The organism is Vibrio sp. 99K-1 (assembly GCF_013114585.1).
GTDB classification, from domain to species: domain Bacteria; phylum Pseudomonadota; class Gammaproteobacteria; order Enterobacterales; family Vibrionaceae; genus Vibrio; species Vibrio chagasii_B.
Genome location: NZ_VTXF01000005.1, coordinates 64,345 through 80,591 on the forward strand (window position 1 = coordinate 64,345; position 16,247 = coordinate 80,591).

Annotated in this window: 13 protein-coding genes; all 13 read right to left on the reverse strand. The window is 44.4% G+C overall.

The features are described from left to right. Positions 1–231: 231 nt before the first annotated feature. The 13 genes from F0228_RS05575 to F0228_RS05635 all read right to left on the reverse strand — a co-directional run bounded on the left by F0228_RS05575 (position 232) and on the right by F0228_RS05635 (position 16,235). Positions 232–1,656: a Wzz/FepE/Etk N-terminal domain-containing protein gene (locus F0228_RS05575; protein WP_061034080.1), complete on the reverse strand. Its 1,425-nt coding sequence runs from the start codon at positions 1,654–1,656 to the stop codon at positions 232–234. Continuing rightward, positions 1,653–2,771, reverse strand: coding sequence for a glycosyltransferase (locus F0228_RS05580; RefSeq protein WP_171761983.1), 1,119 nt, complete (start codon positions 2,769–2,771; stop codon positions 1,653–1,655). The genes F0228_RS05575 and F0228_RS05580 overlap by 4 nt, the downstream gene beginning before the upstream one ends. Further along, a complete protein-coding gene (locus F0228_RS05585) occupies positions 2,764–3,549 on the reverse strand; it encodes an acyltransferase (RefSeq protein ID WP_116870549.1) in 786 nt (261 codons plus the stop codon). The genes F0228_RS05580 and F0228_RS05585 overlap by 8 nt, the downstream gene beginning before the upstream one ends. Before the next feature lie 93 nt (positions 3,550–3,642). Further along, positions 3,643–5,016, reverse strand: a complete 1,374-nt coding sequence (locus F0228_RS05590) for an O-antigen ligase family protein (RefSeq protein WP_116870550.1) — start codon at positions 5,014–5,016, stop codon at positions 3,643–3,645. 197 nt (positions 5,017–5,213) lie between these two features. After that, positions 5,214–6,344: a glycosyltransferase family 4 protein gene (locus tag F0228_RS05595; protein ID WP_253820280.1), complete on the reverse strand. Its 1,131-nt coding sequence runs from the start codon at positions 6,342–6,344 to the stop codon at positions 5,214–5,216. Further along, on the reverse strand, positions 6,325–7,833 hold the full coding sequence (locus tag F0228_RS05600; protein ID WP_061034076.1) for a sigma-54 dependent transcriptional regulator: 1,509 nt from the start codon (positions 7,831–7,833) through the stop codon (positions 6,325–6,327). The genes F0228_RS05595 and F0228_RS05600 overlap by 20 nt, the downstream gene beginning before the upstream one ends. 205 nt (positions 7,834–8,038) lie before the next feature. Next, positions 8,039–8,443, reverse strand: coding sequence for an Hpt domain-containing protein (locus F0228_RS05605; protein ID WP_061034075.1), 405 nt, complete (start codon positions 8,441–8,443; stop codon positions 8,039–8,041). A gap of 370 nt (positions 8,444–8,813) precedes the next feature. After that, positions 8,814–10,046, reverse strand: a complete 1,233-nt coding sequence (locus F0228_RS05610; RefSeq protein ID WP_008217849.1) for a glycine betaine/L-proline ABC transporter ATP-binding protein — start codon at positions 10,044–10,046, stop codon at positions 8,814–8,816. Continuing rightward, positions 10,039–10,938, reverse strand: coding sequence for a proline/glycine betaine ABC transporter permease (locus tag F0228_RS05615; RefSeq protein WP_008217852.1), 900 nt, complete (start codon positions 10,936–10,938; stop codon positions 10,039–10,041). The genes F0228_RS05610 and F0228_RS05615 overlap by 8 nt, the downstream gene beginning before the upstream one ends. 155 nt (positions 10,939–11,093) lie before the next feature. Then, complete coding sequence (locus F0228_RS05620; protein ID WP_061034074.1) at positions 11,094–12,086, reverse strand: ABC transporter substrate-binding protein; 993 nt, start codon at positions 12,084–12,086, stop codon at positions 11,094–11,096. Between the two features lie 530 nt (positions 12,087–12,616). Continuing rightward, complete coding sequence (locus F0228_RS05625; protein WP_061034073.1) at positions 12,617–13,306, reverse strand: tyrosine-protein kinase family protein; 690 nt, start codon at positions 13,304–13,306, stop codon at positions 12,617–12,619. Further along, entirely contained in the window at positions 13,306–15,405 is a 2,100-nt protein-coding gene (locus tag F0228_RS05630) for an SLBB domain-containing protein (protein ID WP_171731183.1), read from the reverse strand. The genes F0228_RS05625 and F0228_RS05630 overlap by 1 nt, the downstream gene beginning before the upstream one ends. Further along, positions 15,402–16,235, reverse strand: a complete 834-nt coding sequence (locus F0228_RS05635) for an OmpA family protein (RefSeq protein WP_171731182.1) — start codon at positions 16,233–16,235, stop codon at positions 15,402–15,404. The genes F0228_RS05630 and F0228_RS05635 overlap by 4 nt, the downstream gene beginning before the upstream one ends. Positions 16,236–16,247 lie beyond the last annotated feature (12 nt).

Sequence of the window (16,247 nt, forward strand, 5' to 3'; positions counted from 1 at the left end):
TTGTTGTTATGACTGCAATGTTGCACGTGCCGTGCCAGAAAATTAATTAAGTTTAATCAATGGCTTAATTTAATTTAGTGTCTGTTGATTTTACATTCTCAAAATAGGAATCAAAAGACAATCGACAGTGAGAGGAATCGGCTCAAATCTCCAATGGAACAACAATGCTGTTTATCGCTAAAAAAAGAGCACCAACATCAGGTTGGCGCTCGTTTCTTTAATAGTGAGCCCTTAGTTCATGTTCGGAATGACCGTTAATACCGACACGCCCATGATCGCTTCAATATCACTTTTTCGTTTGATCGATGAGTCAAACAATTCGAACAGTATCGCTAACCCCGCACCCAAGCCAATGCCTGCGATCAGACCTGCTAGGATGAATATGAAGGTCGGCATATTCGATTTGATACTCGGGGTGTAAGGTAAGTCGATAATCTTCACACGTTTATTTTCTTCGAACACACCTAGCGAGCCAGTTAACTGAGCCATCTCATAACGTTCATTAAGTTCATCGAATAGTTGTCGCTTAACTTCTACATCACGCTGCAAACGGTACATCTCTTTTGCGTTGTCACCGAAGTTGTTTGCCTTGTGTTCCAATTCAAAAATCATGGTTTTAAGGCTTTTTGTCTCTTCTTTTAATGACTCATAGCGCCCCCGAACAAGTTGAAGGTTATGAAGTTGAGTCACTAAAAGAGGTTGCGTGTCGGAGAGTTTGTCTAGTGAGGTGCTACTCGCTATATCCCACAATTGGTCACTGTTCATTCCGGGTTGCTTCTGTGCGAGCAGTGTTTTTCTTTCGTTCTCAAGACGTTCCAATTCAAGGACCTTCGCCTGTACAGCACTGTGTTTATTGGTGTACTTTGCTTTTAATAAGGTTAACGAACTTTGTGTGTCAATGATCTGATCTTCTAATCGTCCGATAACAGGATTGGTTTTTGATAGTTGTTGGTCAATTGACCCTAGGCTTTTTTCAACGCCTGATAACTCGGCTTCTTTCTCGGCTAGGGTTTGCTTTAACGAAGCCAATCGATTCAAGCTTTGGCTTTGAACCTCAGGAGTTGAGTGTACATTTTCATTAATATATCTCGCTAACTCTTCTTCCGCCTTTGCCAGTTCGGCGCTTCGCTCGTCGATGTGAATTCTAAGGAAACTACTCGAGTCTTGGATCGACGAACGTTCTGGAGCCAATATTTGCTCTATAAAATGCTCGCTGACGGAACTAAGTGTCTCTTCCATACCGATCGGCGTGTTAGAGGTAAGACTTATTTTTAAGAAATCTTTACCCATTTGAGTAACAGATAAACGTTCTGACAAATCCGTAATGATCTCTTGTTTTTGAACTTCCGACATATCTGGTTTTGTTAGCTGAAGCTCATCTGCCACCGAATAAAGAACGTGACGGCTGTGTAACAGGGTTCTAAGTGCACTCATTCTGTCTTTAAGCATGGTAGAAACGGCGATGTCCTCAAGAAACGGATTCATTTTCGCGGTTTCTTGTATCAGCATACTGGTGTGCGAATCGTATTTTGTTGGCGCAAGTTTACTCACACCAAACCCCACAAATGGCAAGATAAGAATAGGGATTAGAATCACGTAGCGCTGACGCCACATCCCGTTCAATATGCTTAATAAACGCAGCTTGAGATTGTTCATAATAGCTCCAGCATCCAATGTACGAAGTTGCCACGGTTTTTCCAGCTGTCTTTTTCGACGATAGAGATAGGCGAGTGAGTGAGTTGACGAGCGTTGTTAAGTGCTTGGATCATTTCCTGGGCATTGTTGATAGCTGTAACGTGCTTCTGATAAGACGCCATCGCAGGGAATGGTGTTGTTACGATGGGTGTGCCTGCAGCTAAGTATTCCATTAGCTTAAGTGGGCTACACGCTTGTATTTGCTCATTGTCTACGAAGGGCAGCAAACTAATATCCCAATGTTGTGAGTAACTTGGTAAGGTGTGATGTGGTCTTGGGCCAAGGTAATGGACATTGTGTAACTTTGGTAACATTAGCGTATCAAGCTCGTTGGGCCCAATGAATACAAAATCCCATTCAGGCATTGCGTGAGCAACATGTCCGATCATGTCATAGTCTAGCCACTTCGACAGGCTGCCATAAAACCCTGCAATCGGACGATGACTGCTTGGCAGGTCTTCAGCTCTGGCTACTGGTGTAGAAAATAGCTCAACATCAACGCCGTGTGGAAGCAGCTGCGTTTTAGATTTAGGAAACTTTTTCACTAACTCTTTACTCGCTGCGAAAATCAGATCCGCTTTATCTATAAGTTTAGATTCGTGCTCAGCGACAGTTTGGTGGTCAACGCCTGCGAGCGCATTGAAATCATCGCCGCAATAATAAACGACAGCAGACTCACCCAGATGCCCACACAGGTCAACTGCAGTAGGAAGTGACGTCCACAGGATAGGGTCTTGTAAGTTAAGCTCTTCAATCATTGGTTTTAACTGTTGCAACATCATCATTTGAGCGAGCTTGCGCGAAGCGTATGATGCAGGAGCAGGAATGGTTCTCAAGTTGGCGACTTTAATGTTATTGAGGCCAACAGAGTCCGACATGTTCTGGGTGATTGCGTTAGTCTTACCAAACAACTTATTGAACGCACGCGTTACATCTTTCACGCTTAAGCGTGGTTGTCTAAGGCCAATGGAGTTAATCCAAAGTACTTTATGTGTTTTAACTAGTTGGCGAACTAAGTGCTGGGTTGACGATGGAAGTCCGCCAAAGTCTTCACCGAATACAATGAGATCACGCATGGTCACCTCCGTGAGTCTCAAATGCATCAAAAACATCCGACTCCGTCACTTCTTCGGATTTTATTTCCCCAACCACTCGTGCGGGATTACCTGCGGCAATAGAGAATGGGGCAATACTTTTGGTTACAACGCTACCGGCAGCAATCACGGCACCTTCACCAATTGTCACGCCGCCTTTGACAGTTACATTGGTCCCTAGCCACACATCTCGTTCTAGTATGATGTCGCCAATCTGTTGTGGGTCATCACCTTCACCGTTTGCACGACGTGTCGCATCAAGTGGGTGGCCGGAGTAACCAAAAAGAAAGGCACCGCCAGCAATTCGGACGTTGTCGGAGATAATCACTCGTTTGCCGACCGCGATAGTTGATTGCCAACCCACATCAACATTATCACCAATTGACAGTAACGGATGCTCTAAACCGTCGAGCGGCTGCGTACACCCTGAAAATGTAGTGTGACCCGATATACGACAGTCATTCCCAATTGAAATTTGCAGTGGTCCACTTACGAAAGGTAGGCCTCCATACAAATATAGGCGCTTACCACACTGTGCGACTCTGCCTTTGAACGCTGGGGTCCAGTAGCAAAAGCGAGTAAATCCCCCGATGACATTCACAATCAATTTGTGTGTTTGGTATAGGCAACGATTGAAGATCTGAGGAGTAGGGAGCTCGGCGCTTCTGATGTTTTTCAAAATGAAAAAAACATTTCTAATTCGAGAATTAGGGTGAAACTTAAGCCAGTGTTTAAATTGATGGATGCTTGCTGACGTCATAATGAAATTCCTTCTCTGTTGTTATATAGAAGTACCTTCATATTGTGTGCCATATAGTAAAGCCCATATTTTCAATGAGTTAAGGTTTAGCTTTTAGATTTTCTCATTTTGACAAGCAGTTTGAGATACGTTTGAAACGCAAACTGTGAGTGCTGCAAGGATGTAAATCGGCCAGTTGAAGCCTTGAGTTAGAAAAGTGCCGGAAACAATGGTACCGATCAGGCCTGCGTAGACCGCGTAGGCGATAGCATTGAGTTCTGGTGGGACATTGGAACCCGCAGCTTTAAGTTGCGCCAAGGTGGCACGAGAGGTTTTGATCAGAGATACGATAAGCCCTACGAAAATGATCAACCCAATAAATCCAGTTTCAGCTAAAACGCCAAACCAGGTGCTGTGCACAGCATGATTTAATCCATCCCAATAAGCGCTATAAAAAAAGTAATTAGAGTAGAAGTTATTTAAGCCAACCCCAGTAAGAGGGTTGTCTAATGCCATTTTGAAAGCGGCTTCCCAAGCGTATATTCGTCCCATAGCGGATTCATCAATCCCTTCTTCGGCCGCACCACCTGAAGCTCTGTCTGATATTCCAGCAGCTAAGTAAAGGACGACTGCGGCAATTGCTCCGCCAGACATTAACAAGAGTTTAGAGTGAACCAACTTCCAAGCAAATATACCAATCACGGCAATACACCCTAATAGTCCACCACGGCTCTGCGTTGCGATGATAGCAGCGAGTAGTAGCACGCAAACGAAGCCACTTATAATTCGTTTAAATAATGGGATTCCGGAAGTGCTGGCTTGACTGATAGTAAATGCGAGAGGGAACATTAATACCAGCGCCAAATCGTTAGGATCTCCGAGCATTGACCCAAAATCACGACCTATGGTTACGCGTGTGCCTTCGACCAAACCAATACCGTTGATTGAGTTGTAAACGGCGATGGTGCTGACCAGAGCTCCCGCGTATATGATCGTCATCGCCGTTTTCGCTAAGTCTTCCGTGGTGTTCACGAGCCAAGTAATGGCAAGAGTCATGACAATAATCTTCCAGTAGATACCTTTAAATTCAGCTAACGCGATCGGTCTATTAGAGGCAAAAACAATCCCAATGATCGTGAGAATCCAAAAGATAACCAGCCAATTCAGAGAATGATGCCAAGAGATTTTAAGCTCTCTACTGACCAGTGAGTGCCACAGCAATGCCGACAATGCCCCCATGGACAGTAACAAAGGGATCTTCATTGGATAGAGTACTGGTAATGCTTCATGAATCCTGAAAAAAGAGAACACAACAAACAGAATTACAAACCAAAATGCCTTATTGATGACGAACAAGGCACCAAGCGGGATAAAGGCGAGTCCGATAGCCACTGCTGGGTGAGGAACGAGATACCAAGCAGCACCAATAACAAGGCTTAGCAATGAGAGCCCTAAAATTAGCGGTGTTCGGTTAACTTGGTCTCTCATTGTAAATCCCTAGCGTTTTTTATTATTCAACTAAAGACATAGCAAGGTGAATGCCACATATCGACTGACACTAAGTTATTGTATTTATGTTCAATTTAGATTTTTCTAAAACGTTGAGTTGAGGCGGGTCAAAATGAGAATCAAATTGGAAACGCGCTTGCCATTGTTATTTGGATTGAATCTATGGTGTGGCAACGTTATGCACTGTAGCAGGCTAGGATCTGGGGAATAACAGCTTGTGGAGAGTAATGCTCGCGGATGGTCGCTTTGGCTTTCATTCCCATAGTCTGCTTGTCTTGAAAAGGGAGGTCAAACCAACTCGTTAAACATGCAGTGAGTTCGCTTTCATTTGTAGCGATGTAACCATTGGATTCATGCTGAATCAGTTGCGATAGATTACCAACGTTGGTCGCTATAACCGGTATGCCGCGAGCCATGGCTTCTAATGCCGCCATAGGTAGACCTTCGTAACGAGATGGTATGACTAAAACATCAATGGTTTTCCATGCATGGTCCATACTGGTTTGGTGTCCATGGAATGTTAAGTTATTTGGTTTACTCTTTTCGAGCGTTTGCCTTTCAGGACCATCTCCAAATAGGTGAAATTTATGATTAGCCGCAAACTGTGCAAGAGCAACAAAACGGTCTGGCGCTTTTTCGTGGCTTAAACGGCCAATAAAACCTACCTGATAAATTTGTTCACTGTTGCTTTCGTTAACTAAATGTTGAGCATTCGGAGAGCTGTCTGGGATCGCAATGAAATTATTAAGCAGGGTAGTTCGTGACGGGATCTTATCTTGTATTTTGTTGCTGACAACAAAACAGTGATTGGACAGGAATCCAGTATATCTATCTAAAAAATCGTAGATCCAAACTTTGCCTTTAGGTGTTTCGCCTGCGTGATACGTCGATATTTGACGAGGCTTACAATGGCTTGGGGTCACTAGCTTCACCAGTTTACTCACAATGCTTGCTTTGTAGCCATGAGCATGGACATGCGTGGGTTTATATTGCGTGATTGCCAGTTTAAGTTGCGAAACTGAATAGGTTTTACTTGGTGCTAAGTCGTTAAGGTGACTGTAAGGCAGGTCTAAGTCTTTTAAGCGTGTTATCACTGGGGGAAGAGGAGCAAACTTGGTGAGCAGGACGACTCTAGCTTTGCGGTTATGTTTAAGTAAACCAAGTGCGAGCTCAATGACATGCGTTTCAATTCCACCAAAGGTTTGGCTATCGATGAGTAGCCAAATCTCTTGAGGTTCAGGAACTAAATGCCCCTGAACCTGAGTTGGTTGAGCTTGAGTATCCAAATTAGGCTTGGTTACACTCATCTTCAGACTCCCAAGCCTGTTTCTTACGGTAAACAGTGGAAGGGCTCAGCTCCAATAAAACGGCAGCGTTTAACACATTTCCATCACAATGATTGATCGCATGTTGAATGGCTTCGCGTTCTATCTGCCACATTGGACGTATCGCACCGTCACTAGTGGTAAATGCCGGTGTCATTGGATCATTTGTGTCTGGAGAGACAGATGAACGCTCAAGCTCTTCTGGTGTGACTGGAGGCAGCTTACCTTCTTGAACAACTGGCGACACGGCTTCCACAACAGCGCTACGTATTGGCGTAACGCTTTTTGAGGTTGTAGCGTCTGCTTTATTGATCGGAGCAGGTAACATCTCTTTGGTTACACTGGTTTCATTGTTTAACACTACGATGTTGCGAATGATGTTTTGTAGCTGACGAACATTGCCCGGCCATGGATAGCGCTTAAGTAAACCTTGTGTCTCTTTATCGATAGAATTGAATTTCTTCTTGTCTTGTTTGGCGTAAAGTTTCAAAAAGTGGTTAGCTAGAGTGACAATGTCACTTCCTCTTTCTCTCAGCGGTGGCATCTCAATAGGCACCACATGTACACGATAGTAAAGGTCTTCACGGAATCGACCTTCTTCTACTTCGACGAGAGGGTCACGGTTAGTCGCACAGATGATTCTGACATCTACTTTGATTTCTCGGTTGCCACCTAACGGGGTAAAAGTCCCGGTTTGTAGGAATCGAAGGAGCTTTTTCTGCATTTCCAATTCCATTTCACAAAGTTCATCCAGAAACAGTGTGCCACCGTGTGCTTGCATTGCAGCACCTTTACGATCGGTTGTAGCACCGGTAAATGCGCCTTTGACATGACCGAAGATTTCGCTTTCCATTAAGTCGCGGGGGATAGCACCACAGTTGATGGCAACGAATGGTTTATCACCACGCTGACTCTCTTGGTGAATTGCCTCTGCGCATACTTCTTTACCTGTCCCGCTCTCGCCATTGATGAACACACTTGCGGTTGTCGGAGCAACTGAGTCGATGATTTTATAGACGGCTTGCATCGGTAAACAAGAACCGATGAAGTTATGGAAACGGTCACGATCGAATTTGCTTTGAATATTGTCGACTAGATTTTCGAGTTTGGCTCTGCGCAGATGCAGGTTAACCGATGTTTTGAGGCGGTCGGCTTGAATTGGCTTTTCCAAGAAGTCTTCCGCACCGCGCTGAATTAGGTCAACGGCAATGTTCACTGAACCATGGGCTGTCGCGATGATTACAGCGGTTGGGATGTCGTTATCACTGATCCAATCTAAGACCTCTTCACCTGGCATATCAGGCAGTTTAAGATCGAGGATAACCAGTTGTGGGACGTGTCTCTCTATAAATGTTTTAGCTTCAGCTCCAGTTTCGACATGAAATATGTCGTATGGCTCGTCTTTTACGTACTGCTTGTAAAGTACGGCGAGGGAGGTGGAGTCTTCAACTAACAATACCTTAGGGCGCATTGTGTAATTCCTTTTGAAACTTTATCCTAACCAATCAATAACATAGTGATGTTTGAGCGTAGATACGAGTCGACGGTCTTTGTTACTTACTGGGCGCGCTGTCTTATTTGAGTTTAGTCTGTTTATGCGAACAGATGACCATGAAACGTAAATCGGTGATGACTATGTTTAGCTATTTAACTAATTTATATCTGGTGAAAGAGCGCTAACTAAAACCGGCTTCTTTTCTTTCTAATAACGCGTTGATTGAACGCTCTGCAAGTTCGATTAACTCGCCAACCTGCAGAAAGGCTTGTTCATGATGCGCTTCTAAACACTGCTGTTCTAATGCTCTTGCTAACTTACCTAAAGGCCGGTTACCTAGCGAAAGTGCGGTACTACCAAGGGTATGGACTTCAAACTCGAGCGTTTGAGCGTCGTTGTTGCTAACTGCTTCTTTAATGGTGAGTAAACGAGCCTGTGACTCTGTCACATAGTGGTCGATTAAAATTGGAATAATCTCCGGACTGGTATCTCGAACCATCTGTTCAAGTACGCTTTCTTCCACAAGCTCTTCATTTTTTAGCTTATTTTCACCTGAAGGTGTGTCTGACGTTAAAGTCGAGTTCATCAAACTAGTCCTTTTATTGAGCTGTAAATACTTACATCATCGAGAAGTCTAATACTCGTTTGCACTCTTAAGTTTTAGTCATTTTCTGGAATAATTTCAACTGGTTGCCTTATAAACAGCAGAATAAATCGACATTAAGCCATGCTTGTGGCTATCTTTGTGATAAACCTAACGGATTGATTATATGTATTTTTACTTACAAAATATGAACTTAGGTGTGTAATAGGAGAAGGGCTTAGACTCTAGTGCTAAAAAACCTCGTTTCCTCTAAATCTAGTAAACTAAAGAAAAAGGCCACCCTGTTGCTGAATAGTGGTGGCCTAGTGTTAATAAAGTCATTGGTTACGCCTTTGTCCAAGTTGGACTTGGACTAAGACGCTTTGTCAATTTTTGGCTTTGGGATAGGTTCTACTTCTTCCTCGCTTGTCTCTGAGAAGATGTCGGCAACAGCGCTTCTCTCTAGTTCACCTTTGAGGTTCCCATCTTCGTCCACGACCGGAAGAGAGTAGTCGCAAGACATGGTGTCTGGCAGAACTTCTTCAATCACTGCATCAGGTAATACCGCAGGAACTTCTTCGTAGATCTCATCACTGAAATCGTGAACCGAAGAATCTTCAACAGCGTCTTGTAAGCTCTCTTTTGTGACCAAACCTTGATAGCCATCGTCAGTAACGTGATAAGCGTAATCGTGCTTGAGCATCTTCATTTGAGCCAATGCACCTTCGATGGTCTCTGAGGTGATTCGATACAAAGGAGGCTGCATAACTGTTTCTACAGTCAAAGCACGAGCGCGATTCACGTCTTTTACGAATGCCTCAACGTAATCATCGGCAGGGTTAAGTAGGATTTCATGAGGCGTGCCTTGCTGTACTAACTCGCCATCTTTAAGGATAGCGATGCGGTCACCTAGGCGGAGGGCTTCGTCTAGATCATGGGTGATGAAGACAATGGTTTTATGGAGTTTCTCTTGAAGTTCAATTAACTGATCTTGCATTTCGCTTCGAATGAGAGGGTCGAGTGCAGAAAAGGCTTCATCCATTAATAAAATTTCAGCGTTAGTACACAGGGCGCGTGATAAGCCGACACGTTGTTGTTGACCACCCGAAAGTTGGGCAGGGTACTGATTGCCATACCCTTTCAAACCTACGGTTTCCAACCACTCATTTGCTTTTGATAGGCGCTCATCTTTTTTGATACCTTGGACTTCCAAGCCATAGGCGACGTTCTCAACCACAGTTCGGTGTGGCATCAACCCAAAGCGTTGAAATACCATCGACATTTTGTGACGACGAAACTCTTCCAGTTCTTTGGTATTCAAGCTCATTACGTCGATGCCTTCTACCGTGATTTTACCTTGAGTCGGGTCAATTAAGCGGTTGAAGTGACGGATGAGTGTTGATTTACCTGAGCCTGAAAGCCCCATAATCACAAAGATTTCACCGCGATTTATCTGAAGGTTAATTTCTTTAAGGCCAACGGTATGACCGGTGTCGGCGAGAATCGCATCTTTATGCTCGCCATTCTTAACGCGGTCCATTACGGACAGAGGTTTAGGCCCAAACACTTTGAACAGGCCACTAATTTCGATTAATGGTTTAGTCATGTTTGAACCCTCCTAGGTGGGCATTGGTTCTACGCGCATAAGCCTGTGACGCTCGGTCAAACAGAATCGCGAGTGCAACAATGGCGAAGCCGTTCATCAAGCCTAGAGTGAAATATTGGTTGGTAATCGATTTAAGAACCGGTTGTCCTAAGCCCTTAACACCAATCATAGACGCAATAACCACCATTGATAGGGCCATCATGATGGTTTGGTTTATACCTGCCATGATGGTTGGCATTGCCAGTGGTAACTGAACGCCCCATAAACGCTGTTTCTTGCTCGCACCAAAAGCAGTCGCAGCTTCTAACACTTCTTTATCGACTAAACGAATACCTAAGTTAGTTAGACGAATCACAGGGGGGATTGCGTAAATAACCACGGCGATAAGACCTGGAATTTTACCAATACCAAGCAGCATAACGACTGGGATTAAGTAAACAAACGCAGGCATTGTCTGCATAATATCCAGCAGTGGTGTAACGATCGATTGTGCGCGATTAGAACGCGCCATGGCGATACCAATAGGAATACCTAGGAAGATAGAAACTAAGGTACACACAGTGATGATGCTGAGTGTCCGCATTGTGTCTTCCCACATACCAAAGTAGCCGATGAGAAGTAGAGAGAGCACACAACCTAGAGCCAGTTTCCAAGAGCGACTGGCGGCATAAACTAAGCCCGTGCAAACGCCAAGAACGATCAGCCAAGGGGTAGAGATTAGAAGTTTTTCAAACCAAACTAGGAAGGAAAGAAGAGGGTCAAATAATGATTCGATCATTTCTCCATATTCACGGGAAAACTCACGATATGCGCCGTCTAGCGTCTTTTTAATTGCTCGCAAATCAGAGCGTTCCATTTCTGGGAAGCTCGATAACCAATTGCTGTCAGCCATTTTATATCCTTATAGTTCGGAGCCACTTGTTCAACACACTAAAATGCGATGTGAACAAGGCTCCGAATTACGAATAACATCAAGTATAGCGACGTTATTTCCATTGTATTGAAGCGTAGCCATAGACAAATATAACTACTCTCTAAGCATTGTTATTAAAGCTCAGCTTCAACCTTTTTTGCGACTTCTTCAGAAACCCATGGGTGCCATACTTCTGGGAATTCACTCAAGAAATGTATGCTCGCTTCTTCACCATCCGCTTGGTTGTCTTCCATCCAAGCTAGTAAAGCATTCATTTTTTCGTTGGTGAAACCACGCTTAGTAAAGTAGTCGTACGCTTCCGGTGCGCGCGATGCAAAACTTTCAGTGGTAATGGTGTGGACAGGAGAAGGCGGGTACATGGTTGCTTTAGGAGATTCACAGCCTTCTTGGGTCGTACAGCTGATAAATTCTTCTTTATCAACACCACTGCCAAAGTCGACTTTTACCATGTCATATTTGCCAAGAACTGCAGTTGGTGCCCAGTAGTAACCGAACCAAGCTTCTTCACGTTCATAAGCTTTCGCGATAGATCCAGATAAACCAGCACTTGAGCCAGGGTCTACGATGGTAAAACCGCTCTCTTCTAGGTTAAGTGCGTCAAACAGGTTAGCGGCACTGATTTGACAGTTCCAACCTGCTGGACAGCTGTAAAATGCGGATGTATCTGGGTCTTCAGGGTGCTTGAACAACGCAGCGTTCTTGCGTACACCTTCGATTGTTGCCATTTCTGGGTTTTGTTTAACTAGGTAAGCAGGAACCCAAAAACCCTCTTCACCACCATTTACAAGAGCTTTACCTGCGTAGCGAAGACGTTTCTCTTCAACACCTTTATCAAGAGCGTCTTTTAGGCTGTTACTCCATAGTTCCGGTGCAACATCTGGTTGGCCTTTTTCAATCATGGATGTGCCGGTTGGCATAGTGTCACCAGGGATGAGTTCGGCATCACAATCGTAACCATGCTCAAGGATGAATTGGTCGATGTTGGCGATAAGAGTTGCAGAGTTCCAGTTCATGTCTGCGATTGTTACGCTGCCACATTCTCCAGCGTTAGCATGACCACTGGCTGCTGCAACTAACAAAAATACGGAGCTTAACTTGTATTTCATATTGAGTTTCCTTTCTCTTTAATAATACAACCAAGCTAGTCAAGGTCAGTTGACTAACTGAATTGCTCGATGGTGATCCTTTCCATGTTTTGAACCATTTGAGCAGAAGGAGGGATGGGGGAAGTGTGTGAATCAATCAGCAAACCAATACAGCAACAAAGCATAAGTGTGATTTGCTTGATTTATCCACGGTGTTTCACCGCCATCGGATAACTTTGTCAAACTATTACAAATTCGTCAAAAACCACCTCTATTTATAATCTTAGGGAATATTCGTACGAATTCCATCTTTGACGCTATTTACATGGCACTTTAACAGGCTGTGTCACATTACCACCAAAGTTAGCCGGTTTGTGTTGATCTTTGAGGCGTTTTCAAGGTGAGATGACCACTAATTATGTGTATGAAATGCATTGAATGGTCGCAAAAATCGTATTTTCTATATTAAATTCGCCAAAAATTAGAAAATACGATTAATGTGCGATTTGAGGAAGTAATTGGCATTAATTCACCTGCTAGCAGGATACATTCTACATCGGCAGGTTCAAAAACTCGTTCCGATAGAGTTTATTAGCTAGACGCTCACGTAGCTTAACTGGGATAAACTTCATTCGGTTTATCTGTCTAACCAGTTCTTGTGCAAAGCTTGGCGTATCCTTCATATTCATGATGCAGCCCGTTAAGGAAATAGTCTGAGCATCGAGAAGCTTCTTAGCTTGCTCGAGATGATGAGACGATGTATCTCCGTAAGCGACAACAAGAAGCGTTGAATCACAGGCGCTAGCTACTGATTGAGCTGGGATATTACCTTTATTTATGTTGAGTAGCGGCGAAGTATCGATGATTACGCGGTCGTATTTAACTAGCCATTGAGCAACAGCCTGCTTTAATGTCGATGGATCTTTGTATGCTAACTGCGTCGATGCGACTTGCGGTGCGGGTACCCCGATAAACGTGCGTTGTGATTCAACATGCTCAATAAGCTGACCTGATTGTTCCTCTTCAAGCATATTGAGGTTCTTAAAAGCTGGGTTGAACAGGTTAAGGTCCACATACAGTGTAGAGTGACCCGCTAACAAGAAACGCTCGGCGAGGGCAGTTGCGACCGATGTTACGCCGTCACCTGAATGACAAGCAGTAACACAGATAGAGCGTTGTTCGTTTAATTCAGACGCCAAATAGATTTGCTCAACTTCGGCATGCGTTGCTGAAATAGTCATTATAACGCTCCTATTAGTACAATCGTGGTAGTAATACGTAGTATGTCCTCTAGGCCTACACGGGCTTTTTCCATAAAACTGTCACGACGGTCTGGAATGTAAATGGTGTCTCCAGCGCGCAAAACCGGTAGGTTATAAATGTTGGCTGTTTTACTAAATTCAACCAGGTCGAAAGTGCGAGCTTGTCCTTGGCAACAAGACATATTTACAATGGTAATCTTCTCAACGTATGCATTGTCAGTAGGGCCAGCCGCTTCAGCTAAGATATCTAAAATCGTCATGTTATCGTTAAACGCATAACGGCCGGGGTTATTAACGGCCCCTAGCACACGCACGGTTTCTTCTTTTGGCTTGTCTAGCCAGTTTTTGTTCTTCTCAGGGATATAGATAGTATCGCCAGTAGTGACATTCGGTAGTAACGATTCATCGCCTGTTTCAAAATACAAAGACAGATTAAGCTTGCTGACCTTGGCGTAAGGTTTATCACGATGGGTCACACGAATGTTGTGTATGTCTGCATCTCCAGTAGGGCCGTCGGCCGCAGACAAGATATCTAGGAAATGCATGTCTTTAGTGAAACGGTAACGGCCCGGTGCGTTGACTTGTCCAAAAATGTAAATAGACGCATCAGAGCTTTGGCGAACCCATTGTGATTTATTGTCTGATGGGTCTTGCGGTAAATCGTGTACACGAACGATTGAGCCAGCAGAGATATAGGGCATTTGGTCTCGTGGTGCACCGTTTTTAATAAACTCATCTAAATCGAATACCACGAGCTTTCTGCCAGTCACAATCTCAATTTTTGTAGTATCAGCGCGTAGAGTTGGTCCTCCGACATGCGCGAGTAGGCCCATGAAGTTCATTTCGTCTGACCACTCAATTCGACCAGGTCGGTTTACTTCACCAATCACGTTAACGGCTCTGTCTGGAGCGATCTTCAACCAAGATTTTTCGTTCATATCCGTTTTCTCAGGAACAAAAATCGCATCACCAGCTTTAATGTTTGGTGGGTTTGAGTTCGGTAAGCCTTCGGTATAGGCGGCTAAATCGAATCGAAGTACTCGACCATCGGCTTTGATAACGCGGATTTGGCGAGACTCAGCGAAGCGAGTAGGTCCACCGGCGTTAGCCAAGATATCCATGAAGGTCGCGCCTTTTTTACCTTCAAAGGCACCAGGTGCTGCCACTTCGCCCATTACATAAACCATGTTCGCACCGGATTTAATCTCTTCTTCCTGTTTTGGCACAAAAATGGTTGAGCCTGGGCGTAGCACTGGCAGTAGACTTTCGTCGCCAGAATCAAGGTAGCGCTTAAGGTTGAATAGCGTTGGAGTATTGTTTGAGATGACGCGGATTTGTTCGACACTAGCGTAGCGAGTTACGCCGCCAGAGCGCATTAAGACATCAACGAGATCGGTATTTTCTTTATAAGTGAATGAACCAGGTGCGTTGACCTCACCGAAGACTTTAATTGAACTTCTTGAATCCGCGCTGTCACCCGAGTTGGCAAGCTTAGCAGGATCAAATTCTTGTTCAATATTACCAACCAGTGGTGAAGCAGGGACAAATAGAGAATCAAGTGATTGCAGTGTAGGCAGGTAGTCCTCATCGCCAGAATCTAAGAAACGCTTGTAATTAAACTCTTTACGTTCTGCGCCACGCTTTAAGATTAACTTGTCCAATTGAGCCCCAGAACGTAAGCCTCCAGCCGCGTACAGCGCCATTTGGACGCTCGAGCCCAAAGCCAAGGTGTATTCACCCGGTTGTTCAACGTAACCTTGCACGTAGATAATGATCTGTTGTTCTTTTACATAAACAGAAGCATTCGATAGATCTTTATAAGCCGTCGCCAGTGACTCTAGAACGACTTTATTCAACTGTTCTTTATCGTAGCCTGCGACGAACACAGTACCTACTTCAGGTAGGGTGATTCGACCGCGTTTATCCACTTGGTAACCTTTGTTTAACTCGCTCTCTCCAGGCACATTCACTTGGATAAGATCACCGACTTGCACTGCGTCCGAAAAGTCGTCGTCGGCATGTACTAAAGTCGCGATGAACATCGATAACGTGATAAGTAACGCAATCAGTAATTTCATAGTGAGCTCCCCATCTTAGCCGCGTTTTCAGGGGAGATGACTTCGATACTCACTCTTCGATTGGTTAAGCGTGTACCTTCGGATTCACCTTCAAATAGTGGTACGGTTTCACCTACTGAGACGGCCTTGATACGGCTAGGGCTTAGACCAAAGATAGTGAGATAGCGCTCAACTTGTTGCGCTCGGCCTAGGGCTAATTTGTCGTTGTATTCTTCTGAGCCTGTTGCGTCTGAATGGCCTGTCACTATTAACTCTAGCGACTTGTTGTCTTTTAAGATGTAAGACGCCTCTGCAAGCTTACCCATATATTTAGGATTCACTTCGATAGAGTTGTGTGCGAATTGATTGTCGACGTTGAGTAGATCGTACAGTTGTTGAATTATCGACAGCTGCATACGGAATTGGTTTTCGTTCTTGGGAGGTTCACAACGCGCTTGTGAAGTTACATAGTCAAGTTGAACCTCAAGTTCGTTTAGGCGTTTTCTTTGGATAACCAAATCGTTAGCCGCATCTAAAAGTAGGCCTCCTTGAAGCTCGCGAGCGATGCGATTTTGCTTCTCGATGGCTTGGACAACCGCAGCGGGGAAGCACCAACGCGCGCCTTCTTGAATCAGCGCATCCAAATGCAATTTAGCGAGTTGCCAATCAAAACGTAAGCCATGCTCTGGACCTAACGGTTCGTCAGGCATAACCGGCGAGAAGTCAGAATTCTGATAGTTCATCGAATCATAACTCTCGGCTAGTCCGCCAGTGCCGTGTTCTGGGTAACTTGTGCAACCCAGAACTAGCACAGACAGAGATAGGGCTATGTAGTTTTTGATTGTATTCATGCCAACGTCCTT

What these genes read in the sequence shown, in the direction of transcription:
- F0228_RS05600 (WP_061034076.1), bottom strand. Translation starts at nt 7,833, where the DNA reads ATGCGCCCTAAGGTATTGTTAGTTGAAGACTCCACCTCCCTCGCCGTA.
- F0228_RS05575 (WP_061034080.1), bottom strand. Translation starts at nt 1,656, where the DNA reads ATGAACAATCTCAAGCTGCGTTTATTAAGCATATTGAACGGGATGTGG.
- F0228_RS05615 (WP_008217852.1), bottom strand. Translation starts at nt 10,938, where the DNA reads ATGGCTGACAGCAATTGGTTATCGAGCTTCCCAGAAATGGAACGCTCT.
- F0228_RS05580 (WP_171761983.1), bottom strand. Translation starts at nt 2,771, where the DNA reads ATGCGTGATCTCATTGTATTCGGTGAAGACTTTGGCGGACTTCCATCG.
- F0228_RS05610 (WP_008217849.1), bottom strand. Translation starts at nt 10,046, where the DNA reads ATGACTAAACCATTAATCGAAATTAGTGGCCTGTTCAAAGTGTTTGGG.
- F0228_RS05630 (WP_171731183.1), bottom strand. Translation starts at nt 15,405, where the DNA reads ATGAAATTACTGATTGCGTTACTTATCACGTTATCGATGTTCATCGCG.
- F0228_RS05620 (WP_061034074.1), bottom strand. Translation starts at nt 12,086, where the DNA reads ATGAAATACAAGTTAAGCTCCGTATTTTTGTTAGTTGCAGCAGCCAGT.
- F0228_RS05635 (WP_171731182.1), bottom strand. Translation starts at nt 16,235, where the DNA reads ATGAATACAATCAAAAACTACATAGCCCTATCTCTGTCTGTGCTAGTT.
- F0228_RS05605 (WP_061034075.1), bottom strand. Translation starts at nt 8,443, where the DNA reads ATGAACTCGACTTTAACGTCAGACACACCTTCAGGTGAAAATAAGCTA.
- F0228_RS05585 (WP_116870549.1), bottom strand. Translation starts at nt 3,549, where the DNA reads ATGACGTCAGCAAGCATCCATCAATTTAAACACTGGCTTAAGTTTCAC.
- F0228_RS05625 (WP_061034073.1), bottom strand. Translation starts at nt 13,306, where the DNA reads ATGACTATTTCAGCAACGCATGCCGAAGTTGAGCAAATCTATTTGGCG.
- F0228_RS05595 (WP_253820280.1), bottom strand. Translation starts at nt 6,344, where the DNA reads ATGAGTGTAACCAAGCCTAATTTGGATACTCAAGCTCAACCAACTCAG.
- F0228_RS05590 (WP_116870550.1), bottom strand. Translation starts at nt 5,016, where the DNA reads ATGAGAGACCAAGTTAACCGAACACCGCTAATTTTAGGGCTCTCATTG.